The organism is Dactylosporangium siamense, from assembly GCF_016862795.1.
GTDB lineage: Bacteria > Actinomycetota > Actinomycetes > Mycobacteriales > Micromonosporaceae > Dactylosporangium > Dactylosporangium siamense.
Map to the genome: position 1 here is coordinate 12026 of NZ_BONQ01000113.1, position 25473 is coordinate 37498.

Here is a 25473-nt window from a genome sequence, read left to right on the forward strand (position 1 = left end):
TGTGCACCCGATCATCGGAGGGACACATATTTGCGGGATATTTTTCGCGTACGCGCCTCAGGCGCCGTGGTAGGCCGTAATGAGCCGGAGAAACTGCCGCGGGTGCGGCAGCATGGCGGTGTGACACGCAGATGGTGGCAGCGGCGGCCCGGGCCCGACGACGACGTGCAGCAGGCGGTCGCGGCCCTGCCCGCCGGTGGGCAGAACGCCGCCGAACGGCTGCTCGCGCTGCTCGCCGACGTCGACAGCGGCCACGACGGGCCGCGGAGCCGGACCGCGCTCGACACCCTGACCAGCGCGCCCGCCGCGCTCGTCGCCGTCGACCACTACGCCAGGCGCTCCTGGGAAGCGAAGATCACGTTGGAGGTCGTCGCGACCCGCCTCGACCATGCCGCCCCAGGACTGATCACGATGGCGCTGGCGTCGTTGCACAGTGACGGCCGCGTCCGCGAACGGGCCGTGAGAGCGATCCTGCACCAGTCGGATCCCGTGCTGGCCCCGTTCCTGGTGCTGCGCGCCGGCGACTGGGTGCAACAGGTCCGCGACCTCGCAAGCCTCGGCGTGGCCATGTTGCTCGCCCAGGACCCCGCGAACTACCTGCCGGCGATGCTGCCCGTCGCGCTGCGCACCGACGCGAGAGACCGCGGCCGGTTCGTCATGAACCAGCTCGTCGCCGCGATCCTCGCCGCGCCCGAGAAGGTCCGTGCGGCGCTCAGCAGCGCCGGGGCCACCGCGCAGCGCCGCCTCATCTTCGACCTCGACCGGACCCAGGGCCGGTTGACCCTCGCCGGACTCGTCGGGGTCGCCGAGGAGGACCCCGACCCGCGCCTCCGCGCCCAGGCCGCCGAGGCCGCCTGCCGGGAGGCGGTGTGGACCGAGCAGGCCGCCGTCCTGCGCCGCCTCGCCGGTGGGCGTCGCGCCGACGTGCGGGTGACCGCCCTCGTCGGGCTGCTCCGGCTCGGCCTGGACGCCGACGTCGTCGCGCACCTCGACGACCCGTCGGCCCTCGTGCGCGCCGTCGCACGGCAGGCCGCCCGGAAGGCCGGCGAGAACGCGGTTGCGCGCTACCGGGCCGTGCTGTCCGGTCCCACGCCCACCCCGGGCGCCGTCGCCGGGTTCGTGGAGACCGTGCCGGGCGAGGCGGCGGTGCTGTTCCCGCTGCTGGAGCACGCCGACCGCACCGTCCGCGCCCAGGCCGTGCGCGCCGTCGCCCGGCTCGGTGCGGTCACGCCCGACCGGATCACCCCGTTGCTCCGGGATCCCGCTGCGGCAGTGGTACGGGAAGCAGCCACCGCCCTGCGCCCCTGCGCCGACCGGTTACCACCGGGCCTGCCCTGGGAGCTGCTGGAGGACGGCCGGCCGGAGGTGCGCCGGGCCGGGTACCGCCTCCTCAACGGCAACGTACAACCGCTGATCCGGCTCCGGGCCGCCGTGCTGCTGACCCTCGACCCGGATCCCGCCCTCGCCCGGCGGGGCCGCGCCGACACCGTCCACCTCATCCGGCGGGCCGACTGCCCGAGACCATCGGATGGCGACCTGCGGGACCTGGCCCACCGCGCCGCGGACCGGCTCGACGAGCGCGCCGGTGACCTGCTCCGGCAGTGGCTCGGCGGCTGACGACCACCCGGGCCTCACCCTGTCCGCACGGGATCCGTGGGTACGTGCCGCGGATGACGACGGACGCACCGGTCATCTTCGGGTACGACGGCTCCGCCGCCGCGCAACGGGCGGTGCGAGACGCGGCGCCCCTGCTCGGGCGGCAGCCGGCGCTCGTGGTCACGGTCTGGGAGGCCGGCCGGCTCTTCGAGACCACCACCATGCCCCTCATCGGCCTGGAGATGCCGCCGACCGTCCTGGACCTGCGCACCGCGATGGACGCGGACGCCGAGCTGTACGAGGCAGCCAAACGCACCGCCCAGCACGGCGCGCACCTCGCCCGGGAGGCCGGGTTCGTCGAGTCCAGCGGTCTGGCCATCGCCGATGACGAGACCGTCGCCGACACCCTGATGCGCGTCGCCCGGGAGCGGCACAGCCCCGGCATCGTGGTCGGCGCGCACGGCCACCGCAAGCTCAGCGAACTGCTGCTGGGCAGCACCTCCGACACCCTCGTCCACAAGGCCGACCGCCCGGTGGTCGTGGTCCGCGCCCAGAGCAAGGAGGACCGCGCCGTCGCGGCGTGACGCCTCAGCCCATCGTCGCGGCCGGCGCCGCGACCACTCCGGACCCTCAGTGATCGCCCGGTGGGGCGGGGTGCCACGCTGGCGGGTATGGGTCTGTACACGCCGGCGTCGGCGCGCCTGGAACTCGTCCGGCTGCGGCCGCTGCTCGACGAGCTCGTCACCGTCCGGGCGGACACGGCCGAACTGGCCGCTTCGCTCACCCCCGGCGGCGAGCCGACCGCGCTCGGCGGGCTGCCCGAATACAAGGCGAGCGCCGCCCGGCTCGACGAGCTGGTGACCGAGGTGCAGCAGCCCGGCATCCAGCTCAAGGGCCTGGCCCCGCTGCTGCTGGACTTCCCGGCCGATTTCGACGGCGTGCCGGTCCTGCTGTGCTGGCTGGAGGGAGACCAGGACCTCGCCTGGTTCCACCGCGCCGACCTCGGCTTCGCCGGCCGTCGCCCCCTGCCCTGACCTGCCCTGACGCCGTGGCCGCTACCAGCGGTCGAGGTGCAGGACGGAGTCCAGGGGCTCGCGTGGGGCGGGCTTGAACGTGTCGCCGGTGTAGAACGCGGTCGGGATCAGCACGCCCTGGCGGACGTCGTCGGGGATGCCGAGCAGCTCGGCGACCTCCGCCTCGTAGTCGAGGTGCAGGGTGGTCCACGCGGTGCCGAGGCGGCGGGCGCGGGCGGCGAGCATGTAGCTCCACGCGGCCGGCAGCAGCGAGCCCCACACGTCGGCCTGGTTGTCGTCGGAGAGTTTGGCGACCCGGCGGCAGGCGAGGACCAGCACCGGCACGTCGCCCATGCGCTCGCCGAGCCAGGCGGCGCTCTCCCCGACGCGGAGCTGGGTCGCCTGGCGGGCCGGGTTGTCGGCGTACCGCGCCGAGTTCGGGCCGCCGGCCTCCGCGTAGGTGCGGAAGGCGCGCCGGTACACCTCGCCGATCGCCCGGCGCGGCTCGGGGTCGGTCACCACGATCCAGTGCCAGCTCTGCGCGTTGGAGCCCGACGGCGCCTGCAGCGCGATCTCCAGGCACTCCCGGATCAGCTCCATCGGCACCGGACGGGACAGGTCCAGACGTTTGCGGACCGACCGGGTCGTGGTCAGCAGCTCGTCGGGCGACAGCGGCAGCGTCGACATGGGCACCCCATTCCTGACGAGCCAAACACTACGCGCGGCGTCCCTGCCCGGTGCCGCGGCGGCCAAACCAGCGCTACGCGGAAGGCGACAGCGACGGGACGGCGCGGTCAGTCACGACCTCGTAGACCAGGTCGGTGGTGATGGAGCCGATCCGCGCCAGGTCCGAGGTGATCCGGGCCAGGTCCGGCATGTCGGCGGCGAGGACCTCGACGACGTAGCAGGCCTCGCCGGTGACCCGCACGCACCGCACGATCTGCGGCTCGCGGGCCAGGAGCGCGGCGACCTTGTCGTACAGCGCGCCGTGGACCTTCATGCGCACAACGGCCCGCAGCGGCAGCCCGCACGCGACCGGGTCGACCCGGGCGGCGTAGCCGGTGATCACGCCCCGCTCCTCCAGGCTCTTCAGCCGGGCCCGCGTCGCGGACACGCCGAGGTGGATCGCGGCGGCGAGGGTGGTCAGCGACGCTCGGGCGTCCTCCTGCACCGCGGCGAGCAGCTGCCGGTCCACCTCGTCCAGCGGGGGTGCGGTCATCGCGGCAGGTTACCGCAACTTTTGCGGCGGCCCGCCCGGGATACCGCACGAACGGGCTACGTCACGGCCGTCCCCGGTCGTAGCGTCGTAGTCGTGACCGAGATCCAGTTCGTCTACGTCGACGTGTTCGCCGCCACCCCGCTCACCGGGGCGCCGCTCACCCTCGTCCCCGACGCGGACCACGTGTCCGACCAGCAGATGCGGGCCGTCGCCCGTGAGTTCAACCAGTCCGAGACGACGTTCGTGCAGCGGGCGACGACGGCGGCGGCGACCCGGCGGTTGCGGTCGTTCACGCCGACGGGACAGGAGGTGTACGGGGCGGGCCACAACGCGCTCGGTGCCTGGCTGTATCTGGCCTCCTCCGGTGAGCTGCGGCTGGACGGCGACAACACCACGTTCACCCAGCACATCGGCGAGGACGTCCTGCCGGTCCACGTGCGCCGCGACCCCGACGGTGCGATCACCGTCACGATGGACCACTCGCCGCCGGTGTTCGGCGCGGTGGTCACCGACCGGGCCGGACTCGCCGTCGCGCTCGGACTGCGCGAAGAGGACCTGGTCGCCGACCGTCCGGCGCAGGTGGTGGACACCGGCGCGGGTCACCTGCTCGTGCCGATCCGCGACCGCGCCGCCGTCGACCGGGCCGCACCCGACGCCGCGCGGCTCACCGCGGCACTGCGGGAGGTGGGTGGCGAGGGCTGCTACCTGTACACCGGCGAAACCGTGGACGGCAGCGCCGATGCCTACGCCCGGTTCTTCAACCCGGCGATGGGGATCGCGGAGGACCCGGCGACGGGCACGGCGGCGGGACCGCTCGGTGCGCAGCTGGTCGCCGGCGGCGTCGTCGAGCCGGCGGCGTCGGGCACGGCGACCGTGATCGTCGAGCAGGGGCACTCGATGGGCCGGCCGAGCCGGATCACCGTGACGGTGACCGGAGCCCGGGTGCAGGTGAGCGGCTCCGGCCTGACCGTCGCCCGCGGCACCATGACCCTGCCCGAGGAGGCCTGATGACGCCCGAGGAGGAGCGGTTCCTGCTCCGCGCGATCGAGCTCGCGACCCTGGCCCGGGCGGCCGGTGAGGCGCCGTTCGGGTCGATGCTCGTCGGACCCGACGGCCGGGTCCTCGCCGAGGAGCACAACACCGTGCTGTCCGACGGCGACATCAGCGCCCACCCGGAGCTCAAACTGGCCCGCTGGGCGGCCCGCAACCTGCCCGCCGACGTGGCGGCCGGCACCACGATGTTCACCAGCTGCCAGCCGTGCGGGATGTGCACCGGTGCCATCGAACGCTCCGGCCTCGGCCGCGTCGTCTACGCCCTGTCGGGGGAGCAGCTCGGCGCGCTCAAGCCCGGCGGTGGGTTCGCCCCGGTCCCGCAGGAGGGGCCGCTGCTCTACGCCGAGGCCCGCGCGGCCGTGGACGGCTACTACACCTGACGGGGCGCCCCGGTCAGCCGCTGACGCGGCGGCGGCCGGGGCGCCACCAGTTCGCGGCACCCAGCAGCGACATGACGGAGGGCAGGAGCAGGCCGCGCACCACGGTGACGTCGAGCAGCACGGCCACGGTCATGCCGACGCCGATCTCCTTGACCGCGATCAGGTCGCCGAGGGCGAAGCCGAGGAAGACGATGCCGATCGCCAGGGCCGCGGTGGTGACGACCGGGCCGGTGGCGGTGATGCCGGCGAGGACGGCCTGGTCGTTCGCGGCCCGGTCGTCGCCCCGGCGGTCCCACTCCTCCTTGATCCGGGCCAGCAGGAACACCTCGTAGTCCATCGACAGCCCGAAGATGAACACGAACAGCAGCAGCGGCGTGGTGAGGTCCAGCGCGCCCCACGGCTCGAAGCCCAGCAGCGCCGAGCCCCAGCCCCACTGGAACACCGCGACGAGGACGCCGAGTGTGGCCAGCAGGGTGAGGACGTTCATGCAGAGCGCCTTCACCGGCACCACGACCGAGCCGGTCAACGCGAAGAGCAGGATCGCGGTCGCGACGACGATGACGGCGACCGCGATCGGCAGCCGCGACGCCACCGACTCCCTCGCGTCGATCAGCTCCGCGGCGGGCCCGGCGACCAGGACCGGCACGGTGGTGTCCAGGGCCCGCAGCTGCCGCACGAGGCGTTGGGCCGGTTCGCCGTCGGCCGGCCCGGCCGGGCGCAGGTCCACGACGGTCACCCCGGCCGGCAGGTCGGAGCGCAGGTCGAGCTCGGCCTCGCCGGTCAGCTCGCGCACCCGGGCGAGGACGTCACGCGCCGGCGGCTCGTCCTTGCCGGCCTCGATGAGCACGGTGACCGGCTGCGTGGTCCACTTGGCGAAGTCGCGTTCGACGGCTTCGTAGGCCAGGCGCTCCTCGCTGCCGGTGGGCAACGACCGCGCGTCTGAGTTGGCCAGGGTGACCTGCAGCAGCGGCAGGCTCAGCAGGACCAGGCCGGCGGTGACGCCGAGGGCCACGAGGACCGGCCGGCGCTGCGCGAACGCGGCCAGCCGCGCCAACATCCCACTCGTACGCCTGGTGTTGCTCTTGGTGTTCCGGGGGGCGGGAATGCGCGCGTGGGCGACGGCGATCAGCGCCGGTACCAACGTCAAACCGGCGATCGTGGCGAGGCAGACGACCAGCGCGCCGCCCAGCGCCATCGCCGCGAGGAGCGGTTCGGCGAACGCGAACAGCCCGGCGAGGGCCGCCCCGACGGCGAGGCCGGACACGAGCACGGCCCGGCCGGCGGTCGCGACGGTCCGCGCGAGCAGGTCGGGCACCGCCGCCTTGCGGTCCGCGGCCCGCTCCTCGCGGAAGCGGGTCAGGACCAGCAGGCTGTAGTCGACCGCGAGCCCGAGGCCGAGCAGGGTGACGACGTTGACCGCGTACTCGCTGACCGGCATCGCCGCGGCGAGCCCGTTCAGCGCCAGCAGCGTCGCGGCGACCGCCGCCAGGGCGGTGACCAGGGGCAGGCTGCCGGCGATCAGGCCACCCAGGATGACGGCGAGGACCACGCAGAGCACCACCAGCGCGACGGTCTCACCGATGGCGGCGTCCTTGACGGCCTGCTCGCCGAACGTTCGCTCGGCGAGGACCTCCCCGCCGACCAGGACCCGCGGCGCGTCGATGCGGTGCAGCGCGGCCGCCACCCGGTCGGCGACGGCCAGGGCCTCGTCGTCGCTGAGCCCGGGCTTCAGCTCGACGGTGACGAGCGAGCTCTGGTTGTCCGACGAGACCTGCCCGGAGCCGGCGGTGTACGCGTCGGTGACGGTGGCGACGCCCGGGATCGCCCGGATCTCGAACATCACCCGGCTGGCGTCGCCGACCAGCGCGGTCGCGTTGAAGTCCCGGCCGGAGATCACGGCCACCACGCGCTCGCCTTCCGGCGCGAGCCGGTCGATGCGCGCCTGCGCCACCGCGGACTCCACGTCCGGCCGCAGGCTGTCCACCGACTGGGTCCGGTCGTAGACGGAGCCTCCGAACACCGCGCCGGCGAGGGCGATCACGACCCAGCCGGCGAGGACCAGCATCCGGTGGTTGGCGGTCCACCGGCCGAGCGATGCAAGCACCGCAGCCTCCTCGGGCCGCCGCCGACGTGGCCGCTGCCGACGTCATCCAACATCGACTTCGCCGGTCCCGCAACGGGCGAAGTACCCTCTACACTGTAGAACGTGACTGAGTCGCAGATCGAGCCCAACGAGACGACGATGCCGCTGCTGCCCTGCACCGCGCCGGAGGAGACGCTGACGTTCTGGCGTGCCCTGGGCTTCACCGTCACGTACGAGCAGCGCAAGCCGTATCTGTACCTGGCGCTGCGGTGGAGCGGCTTCGAGCTGCACTACTCGCGCGCCGCCGCCGGTGTCGACCCGGCGCAGGAGAACACCGGTGGCTGCCTGGTCATGGTCGACGCGGTCGCGCCGTACCACGCGGCGTTCACCGCGGCGATGCGCGGCACCTACGGCAAGGTCCTGGCCAAGGGGCTGCCGAGGATCACCAGGTATCGGCCGGGCGCGTCCCGGTTCACCGTCATGGACCCGTCCGGCAACTCGATCATCTTCATCCAGCGCGACGAGCCGATGGAGCTCGAATACGGCGGCGACAAGAAGCTCACGGGCCTCGCCCGGGTCCTGGACAACGCGCGGATCCTGCGCGAGTTCAAGCACGACGACCTGGCCGCCTTCCGGGCGCTGAACTCGGGCCTGCGCCGCCACGGCGACACCGCGTCCGCGGTGGAGCGGGCCACCGCCCTCGCCGTGCTGATCGAGCTGTCGACCGCCCTCGACGAACCGGACCGGGTCGCGGAGTGGGGCGCCCGGCTCGGCGGTGTCACGCTCACCGAGGAGGAGCGCCGCCAGGTCGAGTCGGCCGTCGCCGACCCCACCCTGCTCGCGCCGTGGCTCACGTGAGGCGGTCCACGACCAGTTCGTGGATCGCGTCGAGCAGCTCGACCTCGCGGTCGGAGTGCGCGGTCACGGTCACCGTGGCCCGCAGCTGGGGGCAGATGACGGCGTACTGGCCGTAGCGGCCGTCCATCCGAAACATGGGGGACCGGTCGAGCCAGACGCCCAGGCCGTAGCCGTGGGTGAACCGTTCGCCCTCGGTGATGGCGCTGGTGTCGGCCGGGTCGGCGGTCAGCCGCCGCACGTAGTCGGCGGGGACGAGCCGGCGGCCGTCCCACTCGCCCTCCTGCAGCAGCAGCTGGGCGAAGCGGGCCAGCTCGTGGGTGCGCAGGAACAGGTCGCTGGCCGCGAACGGGAACCCGAGCGGGCACGCGTGCCAGGCCGGGTTGTGCAGGTCCAGCGGCGCGAACAGCCGCGGCAGGAGGTAGGAGCGCAGGTCGGCGCCGGTGACCCTGGCGATGACCCGGCCGATCGCATACGGGCCCGAGTCGGTGTACGCGAACCGGCTGCCGGGCGCCGCGTCCAGCGGTGCGGCGACGATCTCGTGGAGCAGGTCGGCGGCGTCGACGCGCTGGTCGGCGAACCACTCGTGGCTGGTGCCGCTGCTCATCGTCAGCAGCTGCCGCAGCGTCACCCCCTCGAATCCTTCGGCGGCCACGGACCGCAGCTCGGGGAAGTGGTCGAGGAGGCGGTCCTCGAGGGTGAGCCGGCCCTCCGCCTCGGCGAGCCCGAGCGCGACCGAGGTGAACGTCTTGGAGACCGAGTACAGGTTGACCCGGTCGTCGGAGCGGACCCGCCGCTCGACCGCCGGGCTGCCCTCGCGGTGCAGGTGGATCCCGTAGACCCCCAGGCCGCGCTCGCGATCGGCGCGGATGAAGTCGTCAAGCAGCTCGTCGCCCACCGGCGCATCGTACAAGCCGGTTACCCGAGGAGCCGGTCGGCGGAGATGCCGAACATCTCGTGGGCGACGCCGAAGCCGAGGTCGTGCACCAGCCGGCGCTTCCAGGGCCGTTGCACGATCGCGTGGGTCAACCGGCGGGCCGCTCGGGGGCTCTTCATGATGGTCTCGGCGAGCTCCCACGCGCGGGGCAGCAGCCGCTCGGCGGGCAGCACCTCGTTGACCAGACCGAGTTCGAGCGCCAGGTGCGCGGTGATCGGTTCGCCGGTGTACAGGTGGTACGCGGCCCGCTTGGTCCCGATGAGCTCCTGCAGCGTCAGCTGCTGGCCGTCGCCGGGGGCCACGCCGGTCGGCAGGTGCGGGTCGATGATGGTCGCGGTCTCGGCGGCGAGGGTGATGTCGCATAGCAGCGCGAACTCGGTGTGGGCGATGCTCGGGCCGTTGATCGCCGCGATGGTGGGGATGTCGATGCCGAAGACGAAGTTCTCCAGCAGCTTGGTCGCGTCGTAGTACGTGTGCTCGTAGGCGAAGTCCTTCGGGAACGGCTGCCGCATGAGCTCCCTGGTCGCCTCGTCGGTGTCACGCGCGGCGCCGGCGGCGAGCCAGTGCTCACCGGTGCCGGTGAGGATGAGGACCTCGTTGCCGGGGTCGTTGCCGATCTCCTGCCAGGCCTGGCCCCAGGCGTTGTGCGTGGCGAAGCCGAACTGCGCCGGCCCGCCGTCGGTGTGCATCCGCAGCTCGATGATCCCGTCGCGGCGTTGCATGACGAAGTGGTCCGCGTACTTCTCCGCGTACGCCTCGAAGCTGGGCCGTGGCACGTAGCCGCCCGTGCGGGCCTGCCACTCGCGGAGTTCCTCGGTCATCGGACCACCTCTCGAATCGGAGCAGTGCTCCGATATTATGGAGCACTGCTCCGTTTGTCCATGCCCTTGTGACCTCGGACGCACGGTAATCCTATGGGTTTAGTAGACATTCGCGCTGTGGACCTTTATCGTTTGCTGATGTCAGACCGTTGGGCTGTGCGGTAAACAGGCGGCCCGCACCACCCGGGGCCTCGGCCGAGGGAGATCACATGACCACCCCCTTCCCGCCGCGCGATTGATGCACGGCATCCCCAACCCAGCGCGCGGGCGCGCCGAGATCGGCATCGTCGGCACCGGTGTGCACGGCCTCAGCGCCGCCGGGATCGGCCACACCGTCCTGAGCCCGGACGATCTGGCCCGGCTGCTCCTCGGCGACGCCGACCCCGGCCTCGCCCAGTTCTCTCCCGGCCGCTTCGCCGCCGGTTAGGTGTTGACCAGCGGCTACGGCGCCGCACGGATCCTGGGTTGAGGCGATGACACAGTTCGACGTCGTGGTGGTCGGTGGCGGGGCGATGGGCTCCGCCGCCGCCTGGCAGCTCGCCCGCCGGGGCGTGCGGGTGGCGCTGCTGGAGCAGTACGAGGCCGGCCACACCAACGGCGCGTCGCACGGCGCGTCGCGCATCTTCCGGCTGTCCTACCCCGACACCGTCCACATCGGACTCGCCCGGGAGGCCCGGCGGCTCTGGCGGGAGCTCGAGGACGTGACCGGCGCGCGGCTGCTGACCGTCACCGGCGGCGTCGACCACGGCGGCCACCCGTTCCTGCGGGACCTCGCCGACGGGCTGGCCGCCGCCGGGGTGCCGCACAGCTGGCTCACCCCGGTGGAGGCCGCCGAACGGTGGCCCGGCATCCGGTTCGACACCCGCGCGCTGTTCCACCCCGACAGCGGGCGGCTGCACGCCGACCATGCCGTCGCCGCCCTGCAGGCCGCCGCCGCGAAGGAGGGCGCACAGGTGCGGCACTCGACGCCGGTGACGGCGATCGAGGTCCTCGGCGACGAAACGGTCCTCGTGCACACCGACGCCGGCAGCTACCGTGCCCGCCGGGTCGTGGCCGCGGTCAACGCCTGGGCCGCCAAGCTCGTCGGCGGGCTGGTGCCGCTGCCGCCGCTGCGGGTCACCCAGGAACAGCCCGCGCACTTCGCCGCCCGTGTACCGGAGGACGACTGGCCGAGCTTCGGTCACCGCTTCGCCGACGAGGGCGTCTTCTACGGCGGGATCTACGGCCTGGCCACGCCGGGGGAGGGCATCAAGGTCGGCTTCCACGGCGTCGGCCCCGAGGTCGACCCCGACCACCGCGACTTCACCCCGGAGCCCGCGCAGCTGGCCGCCCTGCGTGAGTACACCCGCAGGTGGCTGCCGGGCGTCGACGCCGATGTGTGCACGCCGATCAGCTGCACGTACACCACCACTCCCGATTCGAACTTCGTGCTGGACCGGCACGGCCCGGTCGTCGTGGCCACGGGATTCTCCGGGCACGGCTTCAAGTTCGTGCCGGCGATCGGCCGGGTCCTCGCCGACCTCGCCCTGGACGGCACCCGGCCGGACCCCCGCTTCGCGTTCCACCGATGAGAGGACCTTCATGAGCACAACCCCCTTGGCCGTCCTGGACCTCATTCCACGCAGCAGCGGCGCCGGCACCGGCGACGCCGTCCGCAACGCGATCGACCTGGCGCGGCAGGCCGAACGCCTCGGATACCAGCGGTACTGGTTCGCCGAGCACCACCTGAACCCCGGCGTGCTCGGCGTGTCCCCGGCCGTGTCCATCGCGCTCGTCGCCGGCGCCACCAGCACCATCCGGCTCGGCTCGGCCGGCGTCCAGCTCGGGCACCGCCAGGCCCTCGCCACCGTCGAGGAGTTCGGCCTGCTCGACGCGGTGTACCCGGGCCGGCTGGACCTCGGCCTCGGCCGCTCGATCGGGCGCCAGAAGCCGGCTGCCGCCAACCAGCCGAATCCGGCTGCCGCCAACCAGCCGAAGCCCGCCCCCGGCGCCGACCAGCACACGGCCGCCGTCTCCGCGTACGTGGCGAACCGCGGCGGCGGCGCGCACACCGTCGAGCAGCGTGCCGACAACGGGCTGCTGCTGCCCAAGCAGTACGACTTCAGCCAGCTGCTGGCCAACTCCGCCACCAAGTTCGCCACCCTGCTGGACCTGCTGCAGCAGCCCGGCGCGTACACCCCCGACTACGACACGCAGGTCAGCGACATTCTCGCCTTCCTCGCCGGCACGTACGTGTCGCCCGGCGGCGTCGAGGTGCACACCTACCCCGGCGAGGGCGCCGCGGTGCAGGTCTGGATCCTCGGCGCGTCCGGCGGCTCCAGCGCCACCGTCGCCGGCGAGAAGGGCCTCAGGTTCGCCGCCAGCTACCACCACAGCCCGAGCACCGTCATCGACGCGGTCGACGCGTACCGGGCCGCGTTCCGCCCGTCCGAAGACCTGGCCGCGCCGCACATCTCCGTGTCGGCGGACGTCGTCGTCGGCGACACCGACGAGCACGCGGCCGAGCTCGCCTCCGGCTACGGCCTGTGGGTGCGCAGCATCCGCGGCGGTTCGGGCGCGATCCCGTTCCCCACCCCGAAGGAGGCTGCCGCGCACGAGTGGACCGCGGCGGACCGCGAGCTCGTCCAGGACCGCATCGACACGCAGCTCGTCGGCTCGCCCCAGACGGTCGCCGACAGGCTCGAACAGCTGCGGGACGCCACCGGCGCGCACGAGCTGGCCGTCACCACCATCACCCACGAGCACGCCGACCGGGTCCGCTCCTACGAGCTGCTGGCGCAGGAGTGGAACCGCCGTGGTGCTTGATCACGCGGCGTGGGCGTCTCTCACCGGGCCGCACGCGCGCTTCGCCCAGGGCACCGGGCAGGCGCTGCGCTACCCCGACGACGTCTCGCCCATCATGGCGGTGGCTCCGGTACCGGACGCGCAGGCCTGGACCGACCTGGGAGCGCTGGTCGGGCCGGGCGGGCTCGCCTTCCTCTCCGCCGACCTCCCCGCCGTCCCCGCCGACTGGCGGATCGAGCTGCAGATCAACGGTGTCCAGATGGTCGCCACCGACGCGCTGCGGACCGAGCCGTCCGACGAGGTGGTGACCCTCGGCACCGCCGACGCGCCGGAGATGCTCGACCTGGTGGCCCGCACCCAGCCCGGACCGTTCAAGCCGAAGACCTACGAACTGGGCACCTACCTCGGCGTGCGCCGCGGCGGCGCGCTCGTCGCGATGGCCGGCGAGCGCCTGCACCCGCCCGGCTGGACCGAGATCAGCGCGGTGTGCACCGACGCCGCGTACCGCGGGCAGGGCCTGGCCACGACCCTGATCCGCGCGGTCGCCCACAACATTTGCTCGCGTGGTGAGACCCCGTTCCTGCACACCGGACGCGACAACACCACCGCCATCCGGCTCTACCAGGCGCTCGGCTTCGAGATCCGCCGCGCCGTGCTGTTCTCGGCGCTGCGCAGCCCCGGAAGGAACCCACAGTGACCCAACTCCATGTGGCCGTCGCGCTGGACGGCGCCGGCTGGCACCCGGCGGCCTGGCGCAGCCCCGCCGCGCGGCCGCACGACCTGTTCACCGCGGCCTACTGGACCGACCTGCTCGCCGAGGCACAACGCGGGCTGCTGGACTTCGTGACCATCGACGACTCGTTCACCATCCAGTCCGCGGACCACTTCGCCGCCGACAGCCGCACCGACCAGGTCCGCGGCCGGCTGGACGCGGCCCTCATCGCGGCCCGCATCGCGCCGGGCTCCGCACACATCGGCATCATCCCGGCGGTGAGCACGACCCACACCGAGCCGTTCCACACGTCGAAGAACATCGCCACGCTCGACTACATCAGCACCGGCCGGGCCGGCGTGCAGGTGCGGGTCGGCGGGCTCGGCGGCGAGGCGGCGCTGTTCGGCCGGCGCCCGTCGCCTCCGGCATTGAGCTTCGAGACCCTGGCCACGCCGGAGGTCGAGCGGTTCATCGCCGAGCGGTTCGACGAGGCGGCCGACTACATCGAGGTGGTCCGCCGGCTGTGGGACAGCTGGGAGGACGGCGCCGAGATCCGCGACCGGGCGACGGACCGGTTCGTCGACCGGGACAAGCTGCACCGCATCGACTTCGAGGGCCGCTGGTTCTCGGTGCGGGGACCGTCGATCACGCCCCGCCCGCCCCAGGGCCAGCCGGTGGTCACCGTCCTCGCGCACTCCACCGTGCCCTACCGGCTGGCCGCGCGGCAGGCCGACGTCGTCTTCGTCACCCCGCACGACCCGGCCGGCGCGGCCGCCATCCTGGCCGAGGTCCGGCAGGAGGCCGCCGGCGCGGCGCTGCAGGTCTACGCCGATCTGGTGGTGTTCCTCGGCGCCGACGCCGCTTCCGCTTCGGCTCGGAAGGAGCACCTCGACGAGCTCGACGGTGCTGAACTGTTCTCCGACGCCCGCATTCTCGCCGGTACCGCGGAAGCCCTCGCCGACCACATCGAGGAGCTGCACCAACTGGGCTACGACGGGGTGCGGCTGCGACCCGGGGTCCTGCCCTATGACCTGACCGCCGTCACCGACCAGCTCGTGCCTTTGCTGCGGCGGCGCGGCCTGTTCCGCGACCGCTACCCGGCCACCACACTGCGCGGCCAGCTTGGTCTGGACCGTCCCACCAGCCGCTACCAGTCCATTTCCGTCGGAACGGACGCTTGAGATGACCAGACCCAGGAAGCAGATCATCCTCGGCGCCTACCTCGGGGGCGTCAACCACCAGACCGTGTGGTCGGACCCGGCCGCCGGCAGCCAGATCGAGTTCGCGTCGTTCCAGCACGCCGCCCAGACCGCCGAGCGGGGGAAGTTCGACTTCTTCTTCCTCGCCGAGGGGCTGGCGCTGCGCGAGCGGCTCGGCCAGATCTTCGACCAGGACGTCATCGGCCGCCCGGACAACATCACCGTGCTCACCGCGCTGGCCGCGGTCACCTCGCACCTCGGGCTGATCGCCACCGTGAACGCCACCTTCAACGAGCCCTACGAGCTCGCCCGGCAGCTGGCGACCGTCGACCACCTGTCCGGCGGCCGGGCCGGCTGGAACATCGTCACCTCGTCGGACGCCTTCACCGGCGGCAACTTCCGCCGCGGCGGCTTCCTCAAGCGCGAGGACCGCTACACCAGGGCCGAGGAGTTCCTCGCGGTCGCCCGGCGGCTGTGGGACTCCTGGTCCGCCGACGACGTCCTCGCCGACACCGGCTCGGGGCAGTTCCTGCGCCGGCCGGACGCGGGCGAGTTCGCCTTCAGCGGCAAGCAGTTCGACATCAGCGGCCGGTTCACGGTGCCCCGCAGCCCGCAGGGCCACCCGGTCATCCTGCAGGCCGGCGTCTCCGCCGAGGGCCGCGAGTTCGCCGCCGGTGGCGGCCCCGACGCGATCTTCTCCCCGTTCCACACCCTCGCCGAGGCGCAGCCGTTCTACCGCGACATCCAGGAACGCTCCGCCCGCCACGGCCGCCCCGCCGGATCGACGAAGGTCCTGCCCGGCGCCGCGTTCGTCCTCGGCGACTCCGAGGCCGACGCGGTCGAACGGCACCGCGAGATCGCCCTGGCGCAGATCAGCGGGCGCGGCGCGCAGATCCTGCTCGAGACCGTGTGGAACCGCGACCTGTCCGGCTACGACCCGGACGGCCCGCTGCCCGACGTGGACCCGGACCCCACCGGGCCGCTCGTGATCCAGGGCCGGGCCCGCATCCACCAGGACGCCCTCGACACCGTGTCGAAGTGGCGGGCTCTTGCTGCCTCGAACGGCTTCTCGCTGCGGCAACTGGCGGTGCACGTGTTCGGGCACACCGAGTTCGTGGGGACGCCCACGCAGGTCGCCGACCGGCTGGACGCGTTCGTGCAGAACGACGGCTCGGACGGGTTCATCATCGGGTCGCACCTGACGCCGACGGGCCTGGACGAGTTCGTCGACAAGGTGGTGCCGCTGCTGCAGGAGCGCGGTTCGTTGCGCACCGACTACGACGGCACGACCCTGCGGGACAACCTGGGCATCCCCGCGTACACCGACCGTTCCTCGCTGACCGCCGCGTAGTTCGCCACGTCGAGCGGCGCCGCCTGAGGCCGGGCCTTTCGGCTCTTCCGGGTTTGTCAGGCGGCGCTGCCGTGCCGGCGGGGCTGCCGTGGTGGCCGCGCGGTGCCGCATCCTTGACAGCCGTCCGCCTTCCACCGTGATGATGACGCCGTGAAAGCCGCGATCATCATCCTCGTCCCCATCATCCTCGCCGTGCTCGTCGATGGATGGTTGCGGCAGCGGCGTCGCGCGGCGCCGGCCCGGGGCGCCGACTTCGAACGCTTCGAGAACGGCCGCCAGGTCACCGCGTGAGCGACGTCGACTGGGACGCCGTGTACGGCTGCCACGGCACCTCGGGCCACGTGCCGGAGCTGTTGCGTGCCCTGGCGGGACCGTCGCCCTCGCCTGCGTACGCGGAACTGTTCGGCCACCTGTACCACCAGGGCACCCGCTGGCAGGCCACCGCCGTCGTGATTCCGTTCCTCGTGGCGCTCGTCGATGACCCGGCCACCCCGGACCGGGCGGCGCTGGTGCGCATGCTGGCGACGTTGGGCATCGGCGACCACCGGGACGACGCGCTGCCCTTCGACGCCGACGCCGCCTACCCGTCGGCGTCCGCCATCACCGACTCGCAGCTGCTGCTGTTGAACCGGTTCCTCGACGAGGGCTGGGACGACGAGCCCGTGGGCGACGTCTACTGGGACCTGTCGGCGCCGCACCGGTGGGCGCGGGACGCGTACCGGGCCCTGGCCGCCGACGCCGCGACCGTCGCCGGCTGGGTGGGTGACCCGGATCCGGCGGTGGCGGCCCGTTCCGCGGCGTTGCTGGCCTGGTTCCCGCCCGCGCCCGGGGCGGTGGAGGCGTTGCTCGCGGTGTCCGGTGGGCCGGCCGCAGCGAGTGCCAACCTGACCCTGGCCCACCTGCTGGCCGCCGATCCGCGCATCGACCGGCGGCTCGAGGCGCTGCTGGCCGCACCCGACGAGCAGGTCGCGCTGACGGCGGCGATCGCCGTGGCGTACCGGCACGGCGAGGCCACGCCCGAACCGGCGCTGACGATGCTCGCCGTCGCGGCCGACCACGACCGGCCGCTGCCCGCCGACGTCCCCGGCTGGGAGCGGCGGGCGCTGCGCGGCTTCGTGGCGCTGGCCCTCACCCGGATCGGGTGGTGAGCCTGGTATCGGTGGTTCGTTCAGTGGTTCTTCTGGTGGCGCCGCGGCCGTCACGCGGGGCGGTTCGCCCTGCCGTCCAGCCAGAGCATGTCGCTGTCGTCGCGGTGCGTGCCGGCGGTGCCGACGTGCTTGCCCGGGATCTTCGGGCCGTGCTTGATGACGTGCACGAGCGCCATGGCGTGACCGCGCCCGAGATCGAAGTCCGCCTTCAGCCAGTCCACGATCGCGCCGGCCTTGACCGCGGGACCGTCCAGCCCCCGCTCAGCGGCGATCGCCAGCAGCTCCCGCGGGGTCTTGCCGGTCTTGGTCTCGATGTTGTCGAGGTACGCCTGGAACGACATGTCCGAATCCTTCCGCCACCGGCGCGTCCATCGCGCCTTTCACTGACGCGTCGAACGACCCACCCCCGCTTCGACAACCCCGCCGAACTTTTCTTGAGTTTTTTCGCCAGGGCGTCCGGCTACGCGGCGACGGGTCTGCGCCGGGGCCAGCGGTTGGTGCGACTCCGCCCGGCGACGTCGTCGAAGTGGACCTCCGCGAACGTGTCCTGCAGGCAGGCCTCCGCCTCGGCGAAGTTCATGACCAGCCGGCGCTCCCAGCGCCGGTGACCTCCGCCGGGAACGACCGGAGTGGTCAGCTCCAGGTGCTTCGTGGCCTTCCCGAGGTGTCCGGACCGGCGCCGCCGCACCTCGCAGGGAAACCGCCAGTCGATCTTGACGCTGTCGATCGGCAGCCGGCCCGGGTTGTGCACCTGGAACTCGTACAGCCAGACGCCGTTGCCGTCCGGCTGCGCCTCACGAGGTGCCTCGACGGCCCGCCAGGAGGCGACGACGCCGTCCAGGGCGACCTTGCGGTCCATGCGCGCCGCCCGGTTCATGATCATGAGTTGCCAGCCGGCGAAGACGAGCCCCGCCCCGGTGATCGATGTGGAGGTCACTGCCACCCAGTCAGTCATCCGCGCCCCTCGCAGCCGCAAGCATTGACAGCCATGGACGCTGTCACACCGGCGGCGCGTTCCACACCGCCGATGTCGGCGGATGCGAACGCAGGCACGGTCCGGACGCGTTGACCGAACGGGCACGCGGACATCGGCTCAACGACAGCACCGCTACGGTTCTGGGAGCTGGTCACCCTGGCGGACCAGCCCGCTCTGATACGCGATGACCACGAGCTGTGCGCGGTCCCGCACGTTGAGTTTGGTCATCGCCCGGTTGACGTGGGTCTTCGCGGTCAGCGGCGACACGAACAGCCGCTCGGCGATGTCGTCGTTGGACAGTCCGTGCGCAACGAGGACCAGGACCTCGCGCTCCCGCTCGGTCAGCAGGTCCAGGGCCGTCACCAGGTTTTCGGCACCGGGGCGCAGGCTGGTGAGGAACCGGCTCACCAGGCCACGGGTCGCCTTCGGCGACAGCAGCGACTCGCCACCCGCGACGACCCTGATCGCGTGGAGCAGATCCGCGGGCGCGACCCCCTTGCCGAGGAAGCCGCTGGCACCCGCCTGCAGGGCCAGGACCACGTTGTCATCGGTCTCGAACGTGGTGAGCACGAGGACCCGCACCCCGGCAAGGTTGTCGTCGGCCCCGATGCGCCGGGTCGCCTCCAGCCCGTCCATCCGGGGCATGCGGATGTCCATGAGGATCACGTCAGCGCGGGCGGTGCGGGCAAGGTCGAGCGCCTCCCGCCCATCACCGGCCTCGGCCACCACCTCGAAGTCCGGCTCCGAGTCAATGATCATCTTGAAGCCGGCCCGAATCAGCGCCTGGTCGTCGGCCAGCAGCACCCGAATCGTCATACGGACCCCACGCGGAGGAGTCCGAGCGCGTCGGTGGGCGGCGGCGTGTGCGCCCGGGTGGTCATACGGGCTCCGCCGGAAGGCGCACCGGCGGATCCGCGGGCAGCACCGCATGCACCCGGAACACGTGCGAGTCGGCCGGCCCCGCGGTCACGCTCCCACCGGCGGCGCTGGCCCGCTCGCGCATGCCGAGCAGGCCATAACCGGAGCCCGTCGCCGTGGTGGTCCTCATCCGGTTGCTGACCTCGAGCTCGATGTCACCAGGGGTGTACGAGATGTCCAGCCGGGCGGAACCGTCGCCGTAGCGGTGGGCGTTGGTCAGGGCTTCCTGCACGATGCGGTACGCGGCGAGGTCCACCATGGCGGGCAGCTCCCGAGCCTCGCCGACCTGTTGGTGCTGCACCGGGAACCCGGTCGTCGCCAGCGTCGCCAGGAGATCGGGCAGCCGGGCGAGGCCAGGGGTCGGCTCGGTGCTCTCGTGCTCATCGGCGCTTCGCAGCACCCCGACCACCGACTGGATCTCCTTGAGCACCGTGTCTGATGCTTCCCGGATGTGGTTGAGCACCGGGCCGACCTGGTCGGGGCGGCGCTGCAGGATGTGCGCGGCGGCACCTGCCTGCACGCTGATGACCGCGATGTGGTGTGCGACCACGTCGTGCAGCTCCCTGGCGATGCGCAGCCGCTCGTCCATGACGCGCCGCCGTGCCTCCTCCTCCCGGGTCTGCTCCGCCCGGTGGGCGCGCTCCTCGACCTCGGCGACGTAGGCGCGGTGCGTGCGCGCGGCGTCGCCGACCGCCGCCGCCATGAAGATCCACGCGAAGACGCCCAGGGTCTCGCCCCGCCACCAGTCCTCGGTGGCGACGATCAGACCCGTCAGATACACGATGGACGACGCGGCGAGCGCGCAGGTCCAGCCCTTGCGGCGGTCGGTGTGCGCGGCGATCGAGTAGGTGATGACGCCGAGCGCCACGATCAGCCCCGGATTGCTGACCCCTTTCAGAATCGCGCCGACGGTGGCGACGGTGGCGATGCCGAGCGCGGCGAGCGGGCCCATCCGGCGGATGAGCACCGCGACGAACGCCACTCCCGCGACCAGCACGTCGCCGACGGTCGCCCGCGCGTCCACGGCCTCGCGCAGCACCGCGAACGCCAGCACCAGGGCAAGCAGGATGTCGAGCAGCAGGGGTTTGCCCGCCGCTCGTCTCCACACCCGGGTCAGGGCGCTGTCGCTGCTGTCCATCACCTTTGCACCGTACGCGGGCCGCGGGTGCCGGGGCGTCGTCTACCGGTAGTACTGGACGCCGCCGCGAATACCACGGTCATGGTACGGCGGTGTCTGCGGCTGGACGACGCTTTCCCACCCGCCAACCGGGACCGTGGACGCATGAGCTCCTACCTGTACCGGCTCGGCAAGCTGAGCTTCCGCCGACGGAAGCTTGTCCTCGCGCTGTGGCTGGCGCTGATCGCGGTCCTCGGCGTCGGCGCGGCCACGCTGTCCGGGCCGACCGCCGGCAGCTTCACCATTCCGGGCACACAGGCGCAGGAGGCCCAGGACCTGCTCGCGCAGCGCTTCCCGCAGGCCGGCGCCGGCGGCGCGCAGGCCAGGGTGGTCTTCGCCGCGCCCGCAGGGGAGCGGCTCACCGACCCCGACAATGCGGCCGCGATCGGGCGGACCGTCGCGGCACTGCGCACCGGCGGGCAGGTCGCGAACGTCACCGACCCGTTGCAGGGTGCCGTCAACGAGGCCGGCACCGTCGGATACGCGCAGGTGATCTACCGGGTGGATCCGATCGCCCTCACCGACGCGGACCGTGAGGCGCTGCTCGCCTCGGCCGCCACCGGCCGGGACGCGGGCCTGACCGTCGAGATCGGCGGTGATGCGCTGCAGGCACCGGCGGAGCAGGGCGTCGGCGAGGCGATCGGCCTGCTCATCGCCGCGCTGGTGCTGCTGGTGACCCTCGGGTCGCTGGTGTCGGCCGGCCTGCCGCTGCTGACCGCCCTGCTCGGCGTCGTCGCCGCGATGGCAGGCATCCAGATCGTCACGGGCTTCGTCGACCTCAGCAGCACCACACCGACCCTCGCGCTGATGCTCGGCATCGCCGTCGCCATCGACTACGCGTTGTTCATCGTGTCCCGATACCGGCACGAGCTCAACGCCGGCCGATCCGACGTCGAGGCGGCCGGGCGGGCCGTGGGCACGGCCGGGTCCGCGGTCACGTTCGCCGGTCTGACGGTGGTGATCGCCCTCGCGGCGCTCGTGGTCGTCAACATCCCGATGCTGACCCAGATGGGCCTGGCCGCCGCGGGAGCCGTCGTCGTCGCGGTCCTGATCGCGCTCACCCTGCTGCCGGCACTGCTCGGCTTCGCGGGCCGGCGGGTCACGGGCGGGCGCAAGGTCCGGACCGGCGCCAAGGGCACGATGGGGCGGCGCTGGGCGTTGCTGGTCACCCGCCGGCCGGTGCTGACCCTGGCCGTCACCGTCCTGGGCCTCGGGTTGGTCGCGATCCCCGCCCTGGACATGCGCCTCGGCCTGCCCGGCGACAACGTGGCCGGACCGCAGACCACGCAGCGCAAGGCGTATGACCTGCTCACCGAGGGCTTCGGGCCGGGCTTCAACGGCCCGCTGCTCGTCGTCGTCGACGCCGCGGGCAACCCGGACCCGAAGGGCGCCGCAACCGGGGCGGCCGGGCGGATCACGGCGCTGCCCGGGGTCGTCGCGGTCAGCCCGCCGGCCTTCAACCCCGCCGGCGACACGGCGATCCTGCAGGTGGTCCCGGCCGGTGCGCCGGACAGTGGGCAGACCACCGACCTGGTGCACGCGATCCGGGCGCTGCCGGCGGCGGACGGGGCAGCGCTGTCCGTCACCGGCACCACGGCCGTCAACATCGACGTGTCGGCGAAGATGGGCTCGGCGCTCGGGCCGTATCTCGCGGTGATCGTGGTGCTCGCGTTCCTGCTGCTGATGCTGCTGCTCCGCTCGGTCCTGGTGCCGTTGAAGGCGATCGGCGGGTTCCTGCTGAGCGTCGCGGCCACGTTCGGCGCGGTCGTCGCGGTGTTCCAGTGGGGCTGGCTCGCGGGGCTCTTCGGCGTCGAGCAGACGGGTCCGATCGTCAGCCTGTTGCCGGTCATGCTCATCGGCATCGTGTTCGGCCTCGCGATGGACTACGAAGTGTTCCTCGTCAGCCGGATGCGCGAGGAGCACGTGCACGGCGCCCCGCCGGAGCAGGCCGTGGTGAACGGCTTCAGCCACGGCGCCCGCGTCGTCACCGCCGCCGCGATCATCATGATCAGTGTGTTCTCGGGCTTCATCCTGTCGCCGGAGGCGATCATCAAGTCGATCGGGTTCGCGCTCGCCGCGGCGATCCTCTTCGACGCGTTCGTGGTGCGGATGACCCTCGTGCCCGCGGTGATGACGCTGCTCGGCCGGCGTGCGTGGACGTTGCCGCGGTGGCTCGACCGGCTCCTGCCGGACATCGACGTCGAGGGCGAGAAGCTGCGGGCCGCCGAGCCCGAGCAGCCCAGCGGCGAGCTGGTCAGCGCGGGAACCGCCGCTCGATGATTGAGGGCTGCTAGACAGCGACTGGGGGCGCTAGACAGCGACTGAGGGCTGCTGGACAGCGACTGAGGGCTGCTAGACAGCGGTGAACTGGCGCTCGATGAGTTCGATGAGGGCGGCGTGGGTCTGTTGGTCCGCGGCGACGACGAGGCCGCCGGCTCCGGTGTGCACCGGTTGGCCCCGCAGGCCGGTCACGACGCAGCCGGCGGCCTCGCACAGTGCGATCCCGGGGGTGAAGTGCACGCTGTCGCGCAGGTTGCCGTCGGTGACGTACGCGGCGCGGCGGCCGGCGGCGACCCACGCGACCGCGAGGGTGGTCGAGACGACCCGGGGGCGGAACCGTTCGCCGAAGGTCGGGTCGGCGAGGAGTCGTGCCGGATGGAAGGCCGGACCGTTCGGAAACGGCGGGTCGAGGTTCACGTCGACGAGGGTCGACTGCGGTGTCGGGACGAGCACGGTGTCGTTGCCGTTGGCGCGCAGGTGGGCGGGGCCGTCCGAGGTCCAGAACACCTCACGGGCGAAGGGGTCGACCGACACGGCCACGGCGGTGCCCGTGGGCGTCCGCAGTGCCACGTTGACGCTGACGAGCATGGCGCCAGCCGCGTAGTTGAGCGTGCCGCACAGCGGGTCGACCAGCCAGGTGCGGTCCGCGCTGCCGGTGCGGCCGCTCTCCTCGCCGTGGACGGCGTCGCCGGGGCGGGCGGTTCGCAGCACGTCGAGGATCGCCCGCTCCGCCTCGATGTCGGCGACGGTCGCGAAGTCGCCGCCGCCCTTCGAGTAGCGGTCCAGGTGGGTTCCGAAATGCGAACGGACCACCGCCGCGCCGGCTTCGGCGGCGGCGATGGCCAGTTCGAGGTCGTCGTTCGTCACCGTCAGACGATAGCCGGAGCCGGTGCGGGCTCCGCGGCGATCGGCGTCCGGTCGCGGAGGCGGACGGCGATGCCGGTGGCGCACAGCACCGTCACCGCGAGGATGCCCGCCGCCAGCAGCGTCCGGGCGTCCGGTTCGAGCAGCGGTTGGCCGCGCAGCGCCTGCCAGGTCAGGAGGGCGATCAGGCCGGCGTACCCGAGCGCGGCAGCACGCACGAGACCCCGTGCCGCCCGCTGGGAGCCGAACGGACCGGTCGGCCAGCGGCGGGCGGCGCCGGCCAGGAGCAGGGCGAGCAGCGGCAGTGCCTGCAGGGCATGGATGCCGACGAAGTGGGGGATGCGCAGGTCGCCGCCGGTGGTCGACCAGCCGGTCACCGGCATCGTCGGGCCGCCGTCGGCGACGCCGACGCTGTGTGCGCCGATCATGCCGACCGTCTCGCCCCGGTCGAGGGCGGCGTCCTGCTCGCTGGTCGGGGTGGTCATGAGGAACGCGACCAGCATGCCGGCCAGGGACAGCGTGAAGCCGAGCCGGGCGGCGGACTTGAGCACCGGGTCGCCGCCGCGTTGGACGGCGACGACGATCGCGACCACGAGGCTGGCCGTCCACAGGACCACGACCATGTTGCCCATCAGTGACCAGATCGCCTCGTCGAAGGGGGTGGAGTTGTTGAAGTGGCTGGGTTCGCCGCGGACTCCCTGCAGCACGATGAGGCACATCTCGACGGTCGCGGCGAGCGCGACGACGGTGCCCGCCCACCAGCCGGTGCGCGGGGCTCGCCGGGCGGCGCGGAGGAGCCAGGCGAGGGTCAGGGCGTACACCCCCATCGAGACGGCGAACTTGAACGGCTTGAGCCAGGCCGGGCTGCCCACAACGAGCCGGTCGTCCACGAACACGCCGACGGCGGCGACGATGGTGAGCAGGCCCATTGCCGCCGCGAACCACAGCAGCGGGCGGTGCCAACGGAGGGGCTGCGGACCGGTCATGATGGTCTCCACATTCGAGGGCTGATGATGCGCCCACGATCCCAATCCGGGGTGCCCCGGCACGATGCCGTCGACCCCCGGATACGGCGTCCCGCCATCCCCCGCCGCAGGGGTGTGGCTGTCCCTACCAACCCGCGAAGGTCATACCAACCCGCGAAGGCTCCACCAGCCGGCGGCGATGAAGGCGAACGCGGCCGGGACGACCGTGCTCCAGTAGCCGAAGTTGTGGCGTCCACCGGTGTACCCACCCGCGACCGGCGCCTCGGGAAGGCGGTGGTGCAGCGAGCGGACGGCGCGGTACAGCGGGTCGTCGCGGCCGCACCACAGCCCGACCGGGGTGCCGCGGAGCCGGTCGGCGCCGGTGAAGACGTCGTCGCCGGCGGAGACCGCGGGGGAGAACGCCGCGACCCGGAGCACGAAGCCGGGAAACGTCTCGGCGAGCAGCAGCGCGCCGGCGCCGCCCATCGACCAGCCCCACACCGCGACGCGCGAGGTGTCGAAGCCGCGCTCCGCGCACCACCGCGGGATCTCCTCGTGCGCCATCCGCTGTGGGTCGTCGGCGCCGGACGGGCGCCACGCGAGGCGGTCGCCGGTCGCGCCGGCCAGGACGAACGGCGCCGCGCCGGCGGTGACGGCGGCGGTCAGGTGCCGGCCGAGGCCGAGGGCGGGGAAGTCGCGGGCGGTCTTCGAGCCGCCGTGCAGGACCAGGCACACGGGCAGCCCGCGGCCGTCGCCGTGGCCGGCGGGCACGCAGGTGTAGAAGTCGACGGTGCGGCCCCGGGCGTCGGAGCGGCGCTGCTCGAGGCGTTCGTCGCCGAGGGCCGCGTCCGGCACGGTCACGTCGGCGTCGCGCCGGTCCGCCAGTTGGGCACCGCCGATCGCCGCCGCCGCGACGATACCTGCGGCGCCGGTCAGCACGTACCGTCGCCGCATCCGAAAACCACCTCGGCTATGCAACGAGCGAGCGGTGCCGCAGGATCGCGGCGAGCACGTCCAGGGCTTCGTGGACCGCCGGGCCGTATTCGCGCCGCCACGCCTCGGGCCCGGTCCCGTCCGTCGCGCGCCGGTGGGCGGCGGCGAGCCGTTCGGCGTCGACGGCGCCGAGCCGCACCGCGGGGCGG

The 25473-nt window shown here is 72.9% G+C and carries 27 protein-coding genes; 15 read left to right on the plus strand and 12 right to left on the minus strand.

Annotation, left to right across the window (positions count from 1 at the left end; all coding sequences use genetic code 11):
• Positions 1–120: 120 nt before the first annotated feature.
• The 3 genes from Dsi01nite_RS36345 (at position 121) to Dsi01nite_RS36355 (ending at position 2630) form a co-directional block, all read left to right on the plus strand.
• Positions 121–1617 carry a hypothetical protein gene (locus Dsi01nite_RS36345; protein ID WP_203850903.1) on the plus strand — a complete coding sequence of 499 codons (1497 nt, stop codon included), beginning with the start codon at positions 121–123 and terminating at the stop codon, positions 1615–1617.
• A 53-nt stretch (positions 1618–1670) separates the two neighbouring features.
• Positions 1671–2180: a universal stress protein gene (locus tag Dsi01nite_RS36350; RefSeq protein ID WP_203850904.1), complete on the plus strand. Its 510-nt coding sequence runs from the start codon at positions 1671–1673 to the stop codon at positions 2178–2180.
• 87 nt (positions 2181–2267) lie between these two features.
• Positions 2268–2630 (plus strand): DUF2203 domain-containing protein, encoded by a 363-nt coding sequence (locus Dsi01nite_RS36355; protein WP_203850905.1) that lies wholly within the window; start codon positions 2268–2270, stop codon positions 2628–2630.
• 21 nt (positions 2631–2651) lie between these two features.
• Here Dsi01nite_RS36355 and Dsi01nite_RS36360 read toward each other — a convergent pair whose 3' ends face one another.
• On the minus strand, positions 2652–3296 hold the full coding sequence (locus Dsi01nite_RS36360) for a nitroreductase family protein (protein WP_203850906.1): 645 nt from the start codon (positions 3294–3296) through the stop codon (positions 2652–2654).
• Between the two features lie 73 nt (positions 3297–3369).
• Positions 3370–3828 (minus strand): Lrp/AsnC family transcriptional regulator, encoded by a 459-nt coding sequence (locus Dsi01nite_RS36365; RefSeq protein WP_203850907.1) that lies wholly within the window; start codon positions 3826–3828, stop codon positions 3370–3372.
• 93 nt (positions 3829–3921) lie between these two features.
• On the opposite strand from Dsi01nite_RS36365, the gene Dsi01nite_RS36370 reads away from it, so the two are divergent.
• Positions 3922–4836 carry a PhzF family phenazine biosynthesis protein gene (locus tag Dsi01nite_RS36370; protein WP_203850908.1) on the plus strand — a complete coding sequence of 305 codons (915 nt, stop codon included), beginning with the start codon at positions 3922–3924 and terminating at the stop codon, positions 4834–4836.
• A complete protein-coding gene (locus Dsi01nite_RS36375) occupies positions 4836–5261 on the plus strand; it encodes a nucleoside deaminase (protein WP_203850909.1) in 426 nt (141 codons plus the stop codon). Before Dsi01nite_RS36370 ends, Dsi01nite_RS36375 begins: the two co-directional genes overlap by 1 nt.
• A gap of 13 nt (positions 5262–5274) precedes the next feature.
• Here Dsi01nite_RS36375 and Dsi01nite_RS36380 read toward each other — a convergent pair whose 3' ends face one another.
• The gene (locus Dsi01nite_RS36380) at positions 5275–7365 is read right to left on the minus strand and encodes an MMPL family transporter (RefSeq protein ID WP_239136423.1); all 2091 of its coding nucleotides are present in this window, start codon (positions 7363–7365) and stop codon (positions 5275–5277) included.
• Between the two features lie 102 nt (positions 7366–7467).
• On the opposite strand from Dsi01nite_RS36380, the gene Dsi01nite_RS36385 reads away from it, so the two are divergent.
• Complete coding sequence (locus Dsi01nite_RS36385) at positions 7468–8202, plus strand: DUF8817 family protein (protein WP_203850910.1); 735 nt, start codon at positions 7468–7470, stop codon at positions 8200–8202.
• On the opposite strand, the gene Dsi01nite_RS36390 is transcribed toward Dsi01nite_RS36385, so the two are convergent.
• Together Dsi01nite_RS36390 and Dsi01nite_RS36395 are read right to left on the minus strand one after the other, a co-directional pair.
• The gene (locus Dsi01nite_RS36390; protein WP_203850911.1) at positions 8195–9097 is read right to left on the minus strand and encodes a serine hydrolase domain-containing protein; all 903 of its coding nucleotides are present in this window, start codon (positions 9095–9097) and stop codon (positions 8195–8197) included. The two genes, Dsi01nite_RS36385 and Dsi01nite_RS36390, sit on opposite strands and share 8 nt — an antisense overlap.
• 20 nt (positions 9098–9117) lie before the next feature.
• Entirely contained in the window at positions 9118–9957 is an 840-nt protein-coding gene (locus tag Dsi01nite_RS36395; RefSeq protein ID WP_203850912.1) for an enoyl-CoA hydratase/isomerase family protein, read from the minus strand.
• Between the two features lie 238 nt (positions 9958–10195).
• Here Dsi01nite_RS36395 and Dsi01nite_RS36400 point away from each other — a divergent pair, with 238 nt between their 5' ends.
• The 8 genes from Dsi01nite_RS36400 (at position 10196) to Dsi01nite_RS36435 (ending at position 17151) form a co-directional block, all read left to right on the plus strand.
• A complete protein-coding gene (locus Dsi01nite_RS36400; protein ID WP_203850913.1) occupies positions 10196–10384 on the plus strand; it encodes a hypothetical protein in 189 nt (62 codons plus the stop codon).
• A 46-nt stretch (positions 10385–10430) separates the two neighbouring features.
• Positions 10431–11528 (plus strand): FAD-dependent oxidoreductase, encoded by a 1098-nt coding sequence (locus Dsi01nite_RS36405; RefSeq protein WP_203850914.1) that lies wholly within the window; start codon positions 10431–10433, stop codon positions 11526–11528.
• Between the two features lie 10 nt (positions 11529–11538).
• Entirely contained in the window at positions 11539–12762 is a 1224-nt protein-coding gene (locus Dsi01nite_RS36410) for an LLM class flavin-dependent oxidoreductase (protein WP_203850915.1), read from the plus strand.
• A complete protein-coding gene (locus Dsi01nite_RS36415; protein ID WP_239136424.1) occupies positions 12752–13438 on the plus strand; it encodes a GNAT family N-acetyltransferase in 687 nt (228 codons plus the stop codon). Before Dsi01nite_RS36410 ends, Dsi01nite_RS36415 begins: the two co-directional genes overlap by 11 nt.
• The gene (locus tag Dsi01nite_RS36420) at positions 13435–14634 is read left to right on the plus strand and encodes an LLM class flavin-dependent oxidoreductase (protein WP_203850916.1); all 1200 of its coding nucleotides are present in this window, start codon (positions 13435–13437) and stop codon (positions 14632–14634) included. Before Dsi01nite_RS36415 ends, Dsi01nite_RS36420 begins: the two co-directional genes overlap by 4 nt.
• Position 14635: 1 nt before the next feature.
• Positions 14636–16003: an NtaA/DmoA family FMN-dependent monooxygenase gene (locus Dsi01nite_RS36425; RefSeq protein WP_203850917.1), complete on the plus strand. Its 1368-nt coding sequence runs from the start codon at positions 14636–14638 to the stop codon at positions 16001–16003.
• Positions 16004–16153: 150 nt separating this feature from the next.
• Entirely contained in the window at positions 16154–16294 is a 141-nt protein-coding gene (locus Dsi01nite_RS36430) for a hypothetical protein (protein ID WP_203850918.1), read from the plus strand.
• The gene (locus tag Dsi01nite_RS36435; protein WP_203850919.1) at positions 16291–17151 is read left to right on the plus strand and encodes a hypothetical protein; all 861 of its coding nucleotides are present in this window, start codon (positions 16291–16293) and stop codon (positions 17149–17151) included. Before Dsi01nite_RS36430 ends, Dsi01nite_RS36435 begins: the two co-directional genes overlap by 4 nt.
• Before the next feature lie 50 nt (positions 17152–17201).
• Here Dsi01nite_RS36435 and Dsi01nite_RS36440 read toward each other — a convergent pair whose 3' ends face one another.
• From Dsi01nite_RS36440 to Dsi01nite_RS36455, 4 genes are all read right to left on the minus strand, one after another.
• Positions 17202–17492 (minus strand): DUF4287 domain-containing protein, encoded by a 291-nt coding sequence (locus Dsi01nite_RS36440; RefSeq protein ID WP_203850920.1) that lies wholly within the window; start codon positions 17490–17492, stop codon positions 17202–17204.
• A 119-nt stretch (positions 17493–17611) separates the two neighbouring features.
• Positions 17612–18106, minus strand: coding sequence for a hypothetical protein (locus Dsi01nite_RS36445; protein ID WP_203850921.1), 495 nt, complete (start codon positions 18104–18106; stop codon positions 17612–17614).
• 153 nt (positions 18107–18259) lie between these two features.
• Positions 18260–18943: a response regulator gene (locus Dsi01nite_RS36450; protein WP_203850922.1), complete on the minus strand. Its 684-nt coding sequence runs from the start codon at positions 18941–18943 to the stop codon at positions 18260–18262.
• Between the two features lie 61 nt (positions 18944–19004).
• Positions 19005–20183, minus strand: a complete 1179-nt coding sequence (locus tag Dsi01nite_RS36455; RefSeq protein WP_239136425.1) for a sensor histidine kinase — start codon at positions 20181–20183, stop codon at positions 19005–19007.
• Positions 20184–20327: 144 nt separating this feature from the next.
• Between Dsi01nite_RS36455 and Dsi01nite_RS36460 the strand changes: the two genes are divergently transcribed.
• On the plus strand, positions 20328–22502 hold the full coding sequence (locus tag Dsi01nite_RS36460; protein ID WP_203850924.1) for an MMPL family transporter: 2175 nt from the start codon (positions 20328–20330) through the stop codon (positions 22500–22502).
• 72 nt (positions 22503–22574) lie between these two features.
• Here Dsi01nite_RS36460 and Dsi01nite_RS36465 read toward each other — a convergent pair whose 3' ends face one another.
• From Dsi01nite_RS36465 to Dsi01nite_RS36475, 3 genes are all read right to left on the minus strand, one after another.
• Positions 22575–23369 (minus strand): inositol monophosphatase family protein, encoded by a 795-nt coding sequence (locus tag Dsi01nite_RS36465; RefSeq protein ID WP_203850925.1) that lies wholly within the window; start codon positions 23367–23369, stop codon positions 22575–22577.
• Positions 23370–23371: 2 nt separating this feature from the next.
• Positions 23372–24352, minus strand: a complete 981-nt coding sequence (locus Dsi01nite_RS36470; protein WP_203850926.1) for a hypothetical protein — start codon at positions 24350–24352, stop codon at positions 23372–23374.
• 141 nt (positions 24353–24493) lie between these two features.
• The gene (locus tag Dsi01nite_RS36475) at positions 24494–25285 is read right to left on the minus strand and encodes an alpha/beta hydrolase-fold protein (RefSeq protein ID WP_203850927.1); all 792 of its coding nucleotides are present in this window, start codon (positions 25283–25285) and stop codon (positions 24494–24496) included.
• Between the last annotated feature and the right edge of the window lie 188 nt (positions 25286–25473).

Coding starts and splice junctions, on each gene's coding strand:
- Dsi01nite_RS36350 (WP_203850904.1), top strand. CDS start 1,671: ATGACGACGGACGCACCGGTCATCTTCGGGTACGACGGCTCCGCCGCC.
- Dsi01nite_RS36445 (WP_203850921.1), bottom strand. CDS start 18,106: ATGACTGACTGGGTGGCAGTGACCTCCACATCGATCACCGGGGCGGGG.
- Dsi01nite_RS36395 (WP_203850912.1), bottom strand. CDS start 9,957: ATGACCGAGGAACTCCGCGAGTGGCAGGCCCGCACGGGCGGCTACGTG.
- Dsi01nite_RS36405 (WP_203850914.1), top strand. CDS start 10,431: ATGACACAGTTCGACGTCGTGGTGGTCGGTGGCGGGGCGATGGGCTCC.
- Dsi01nite_RS36410 (WP_203850915.1), top strand. CDS start 11,539: ATGAGCACAACCCCCTTGGCCGTCCTGGACCTCATTCCACGCAGCAGC.
- Dsi01nite_RS36475 (WP_203850927.1), bottom strand. CDS start 25,285: ATGCGGCGACGGTACGTGCTGACCGGCGCCGCAGGTATCGTCGCGGCG.
- Dsi01nite_RS36455 (WP_239136425.1), bottom strand. CDS start 20,183: ATGGACAGCAGCGACAGCGCCCTGACCCGGGTGTGGAGACGAGCGGCG.
- Dsi01nite_RS36375 (WP_203850909.1), top strand. CDS start 4,836: ATGACGCCCGAGGAGGAGCGGTTCCTGCTCCGCGCGATCGAGCTCGCG.
- Dsi01nite_RS36400 (WP_203850913.1), top strand. CDS start 10,196: ATGCACGGCATCCCCAACCCAGCGCGCGGGCGCGCCGAGATCGGCATC.
- Dsi01nite_RS36470 (WP_203850926.1), bottom strand. CDS start 24,352: ATGACCGGTCCGCAGCCCCTCCGTTGGCACCGCCCGCTGCTGTGGTTC.
- Dsi01nite_RS36440 (WP_203850920.1), bottom strand. CDS start 17,492: ATGTCGTTCCAGGCGTACCTCGACAACATCGAGACCAAGACCGGCAAG.
- Dsi01nite_RS36360 (WP_203850906.1), bottom strand. CDS start 3,296: ATGTCGACGCTGCCGCTGTCGCCCGACGAGCTGCTGACCACGACCCGG.
- Dsi01nite_RS36425 (WP_203850917.1), top strand. CDS start 14,636: ATGACCAGACCCAGGAAGCAGATCATCCTCGGCGCCTACCTCGGGGGC.
- Dsi01nite_RS36355 (WP_203850905.1), top strand. CDS start 2,268: ATGGGTCTGTACACGCCGGCGTCGGCGCGCCTGGAACTCGTCCGGCTG.
- Dsi01nite_RS36450 (WP_203850922.1), bottom strand. CDS start 18,943: ATGACGATTCGGGTGCTGCTGGCCGACGACCAGGCGCTGATTCGGGCC.
- Dsi01nite_RS36365 (WP_203850907.1), bottom strand. CDS start 3,828: ATGACCGCACCCCCGCTGGACGAGGTGGACCGGCAGCTGCTCGCCGCG.
- Dsi01nite_RS36460 (WP_203850924.1), top strand. CDS start 20,328: ATGAGCTCCTACCTGTACCGGCTCGGCAAGCTGAGCTTCCGCCGACGG.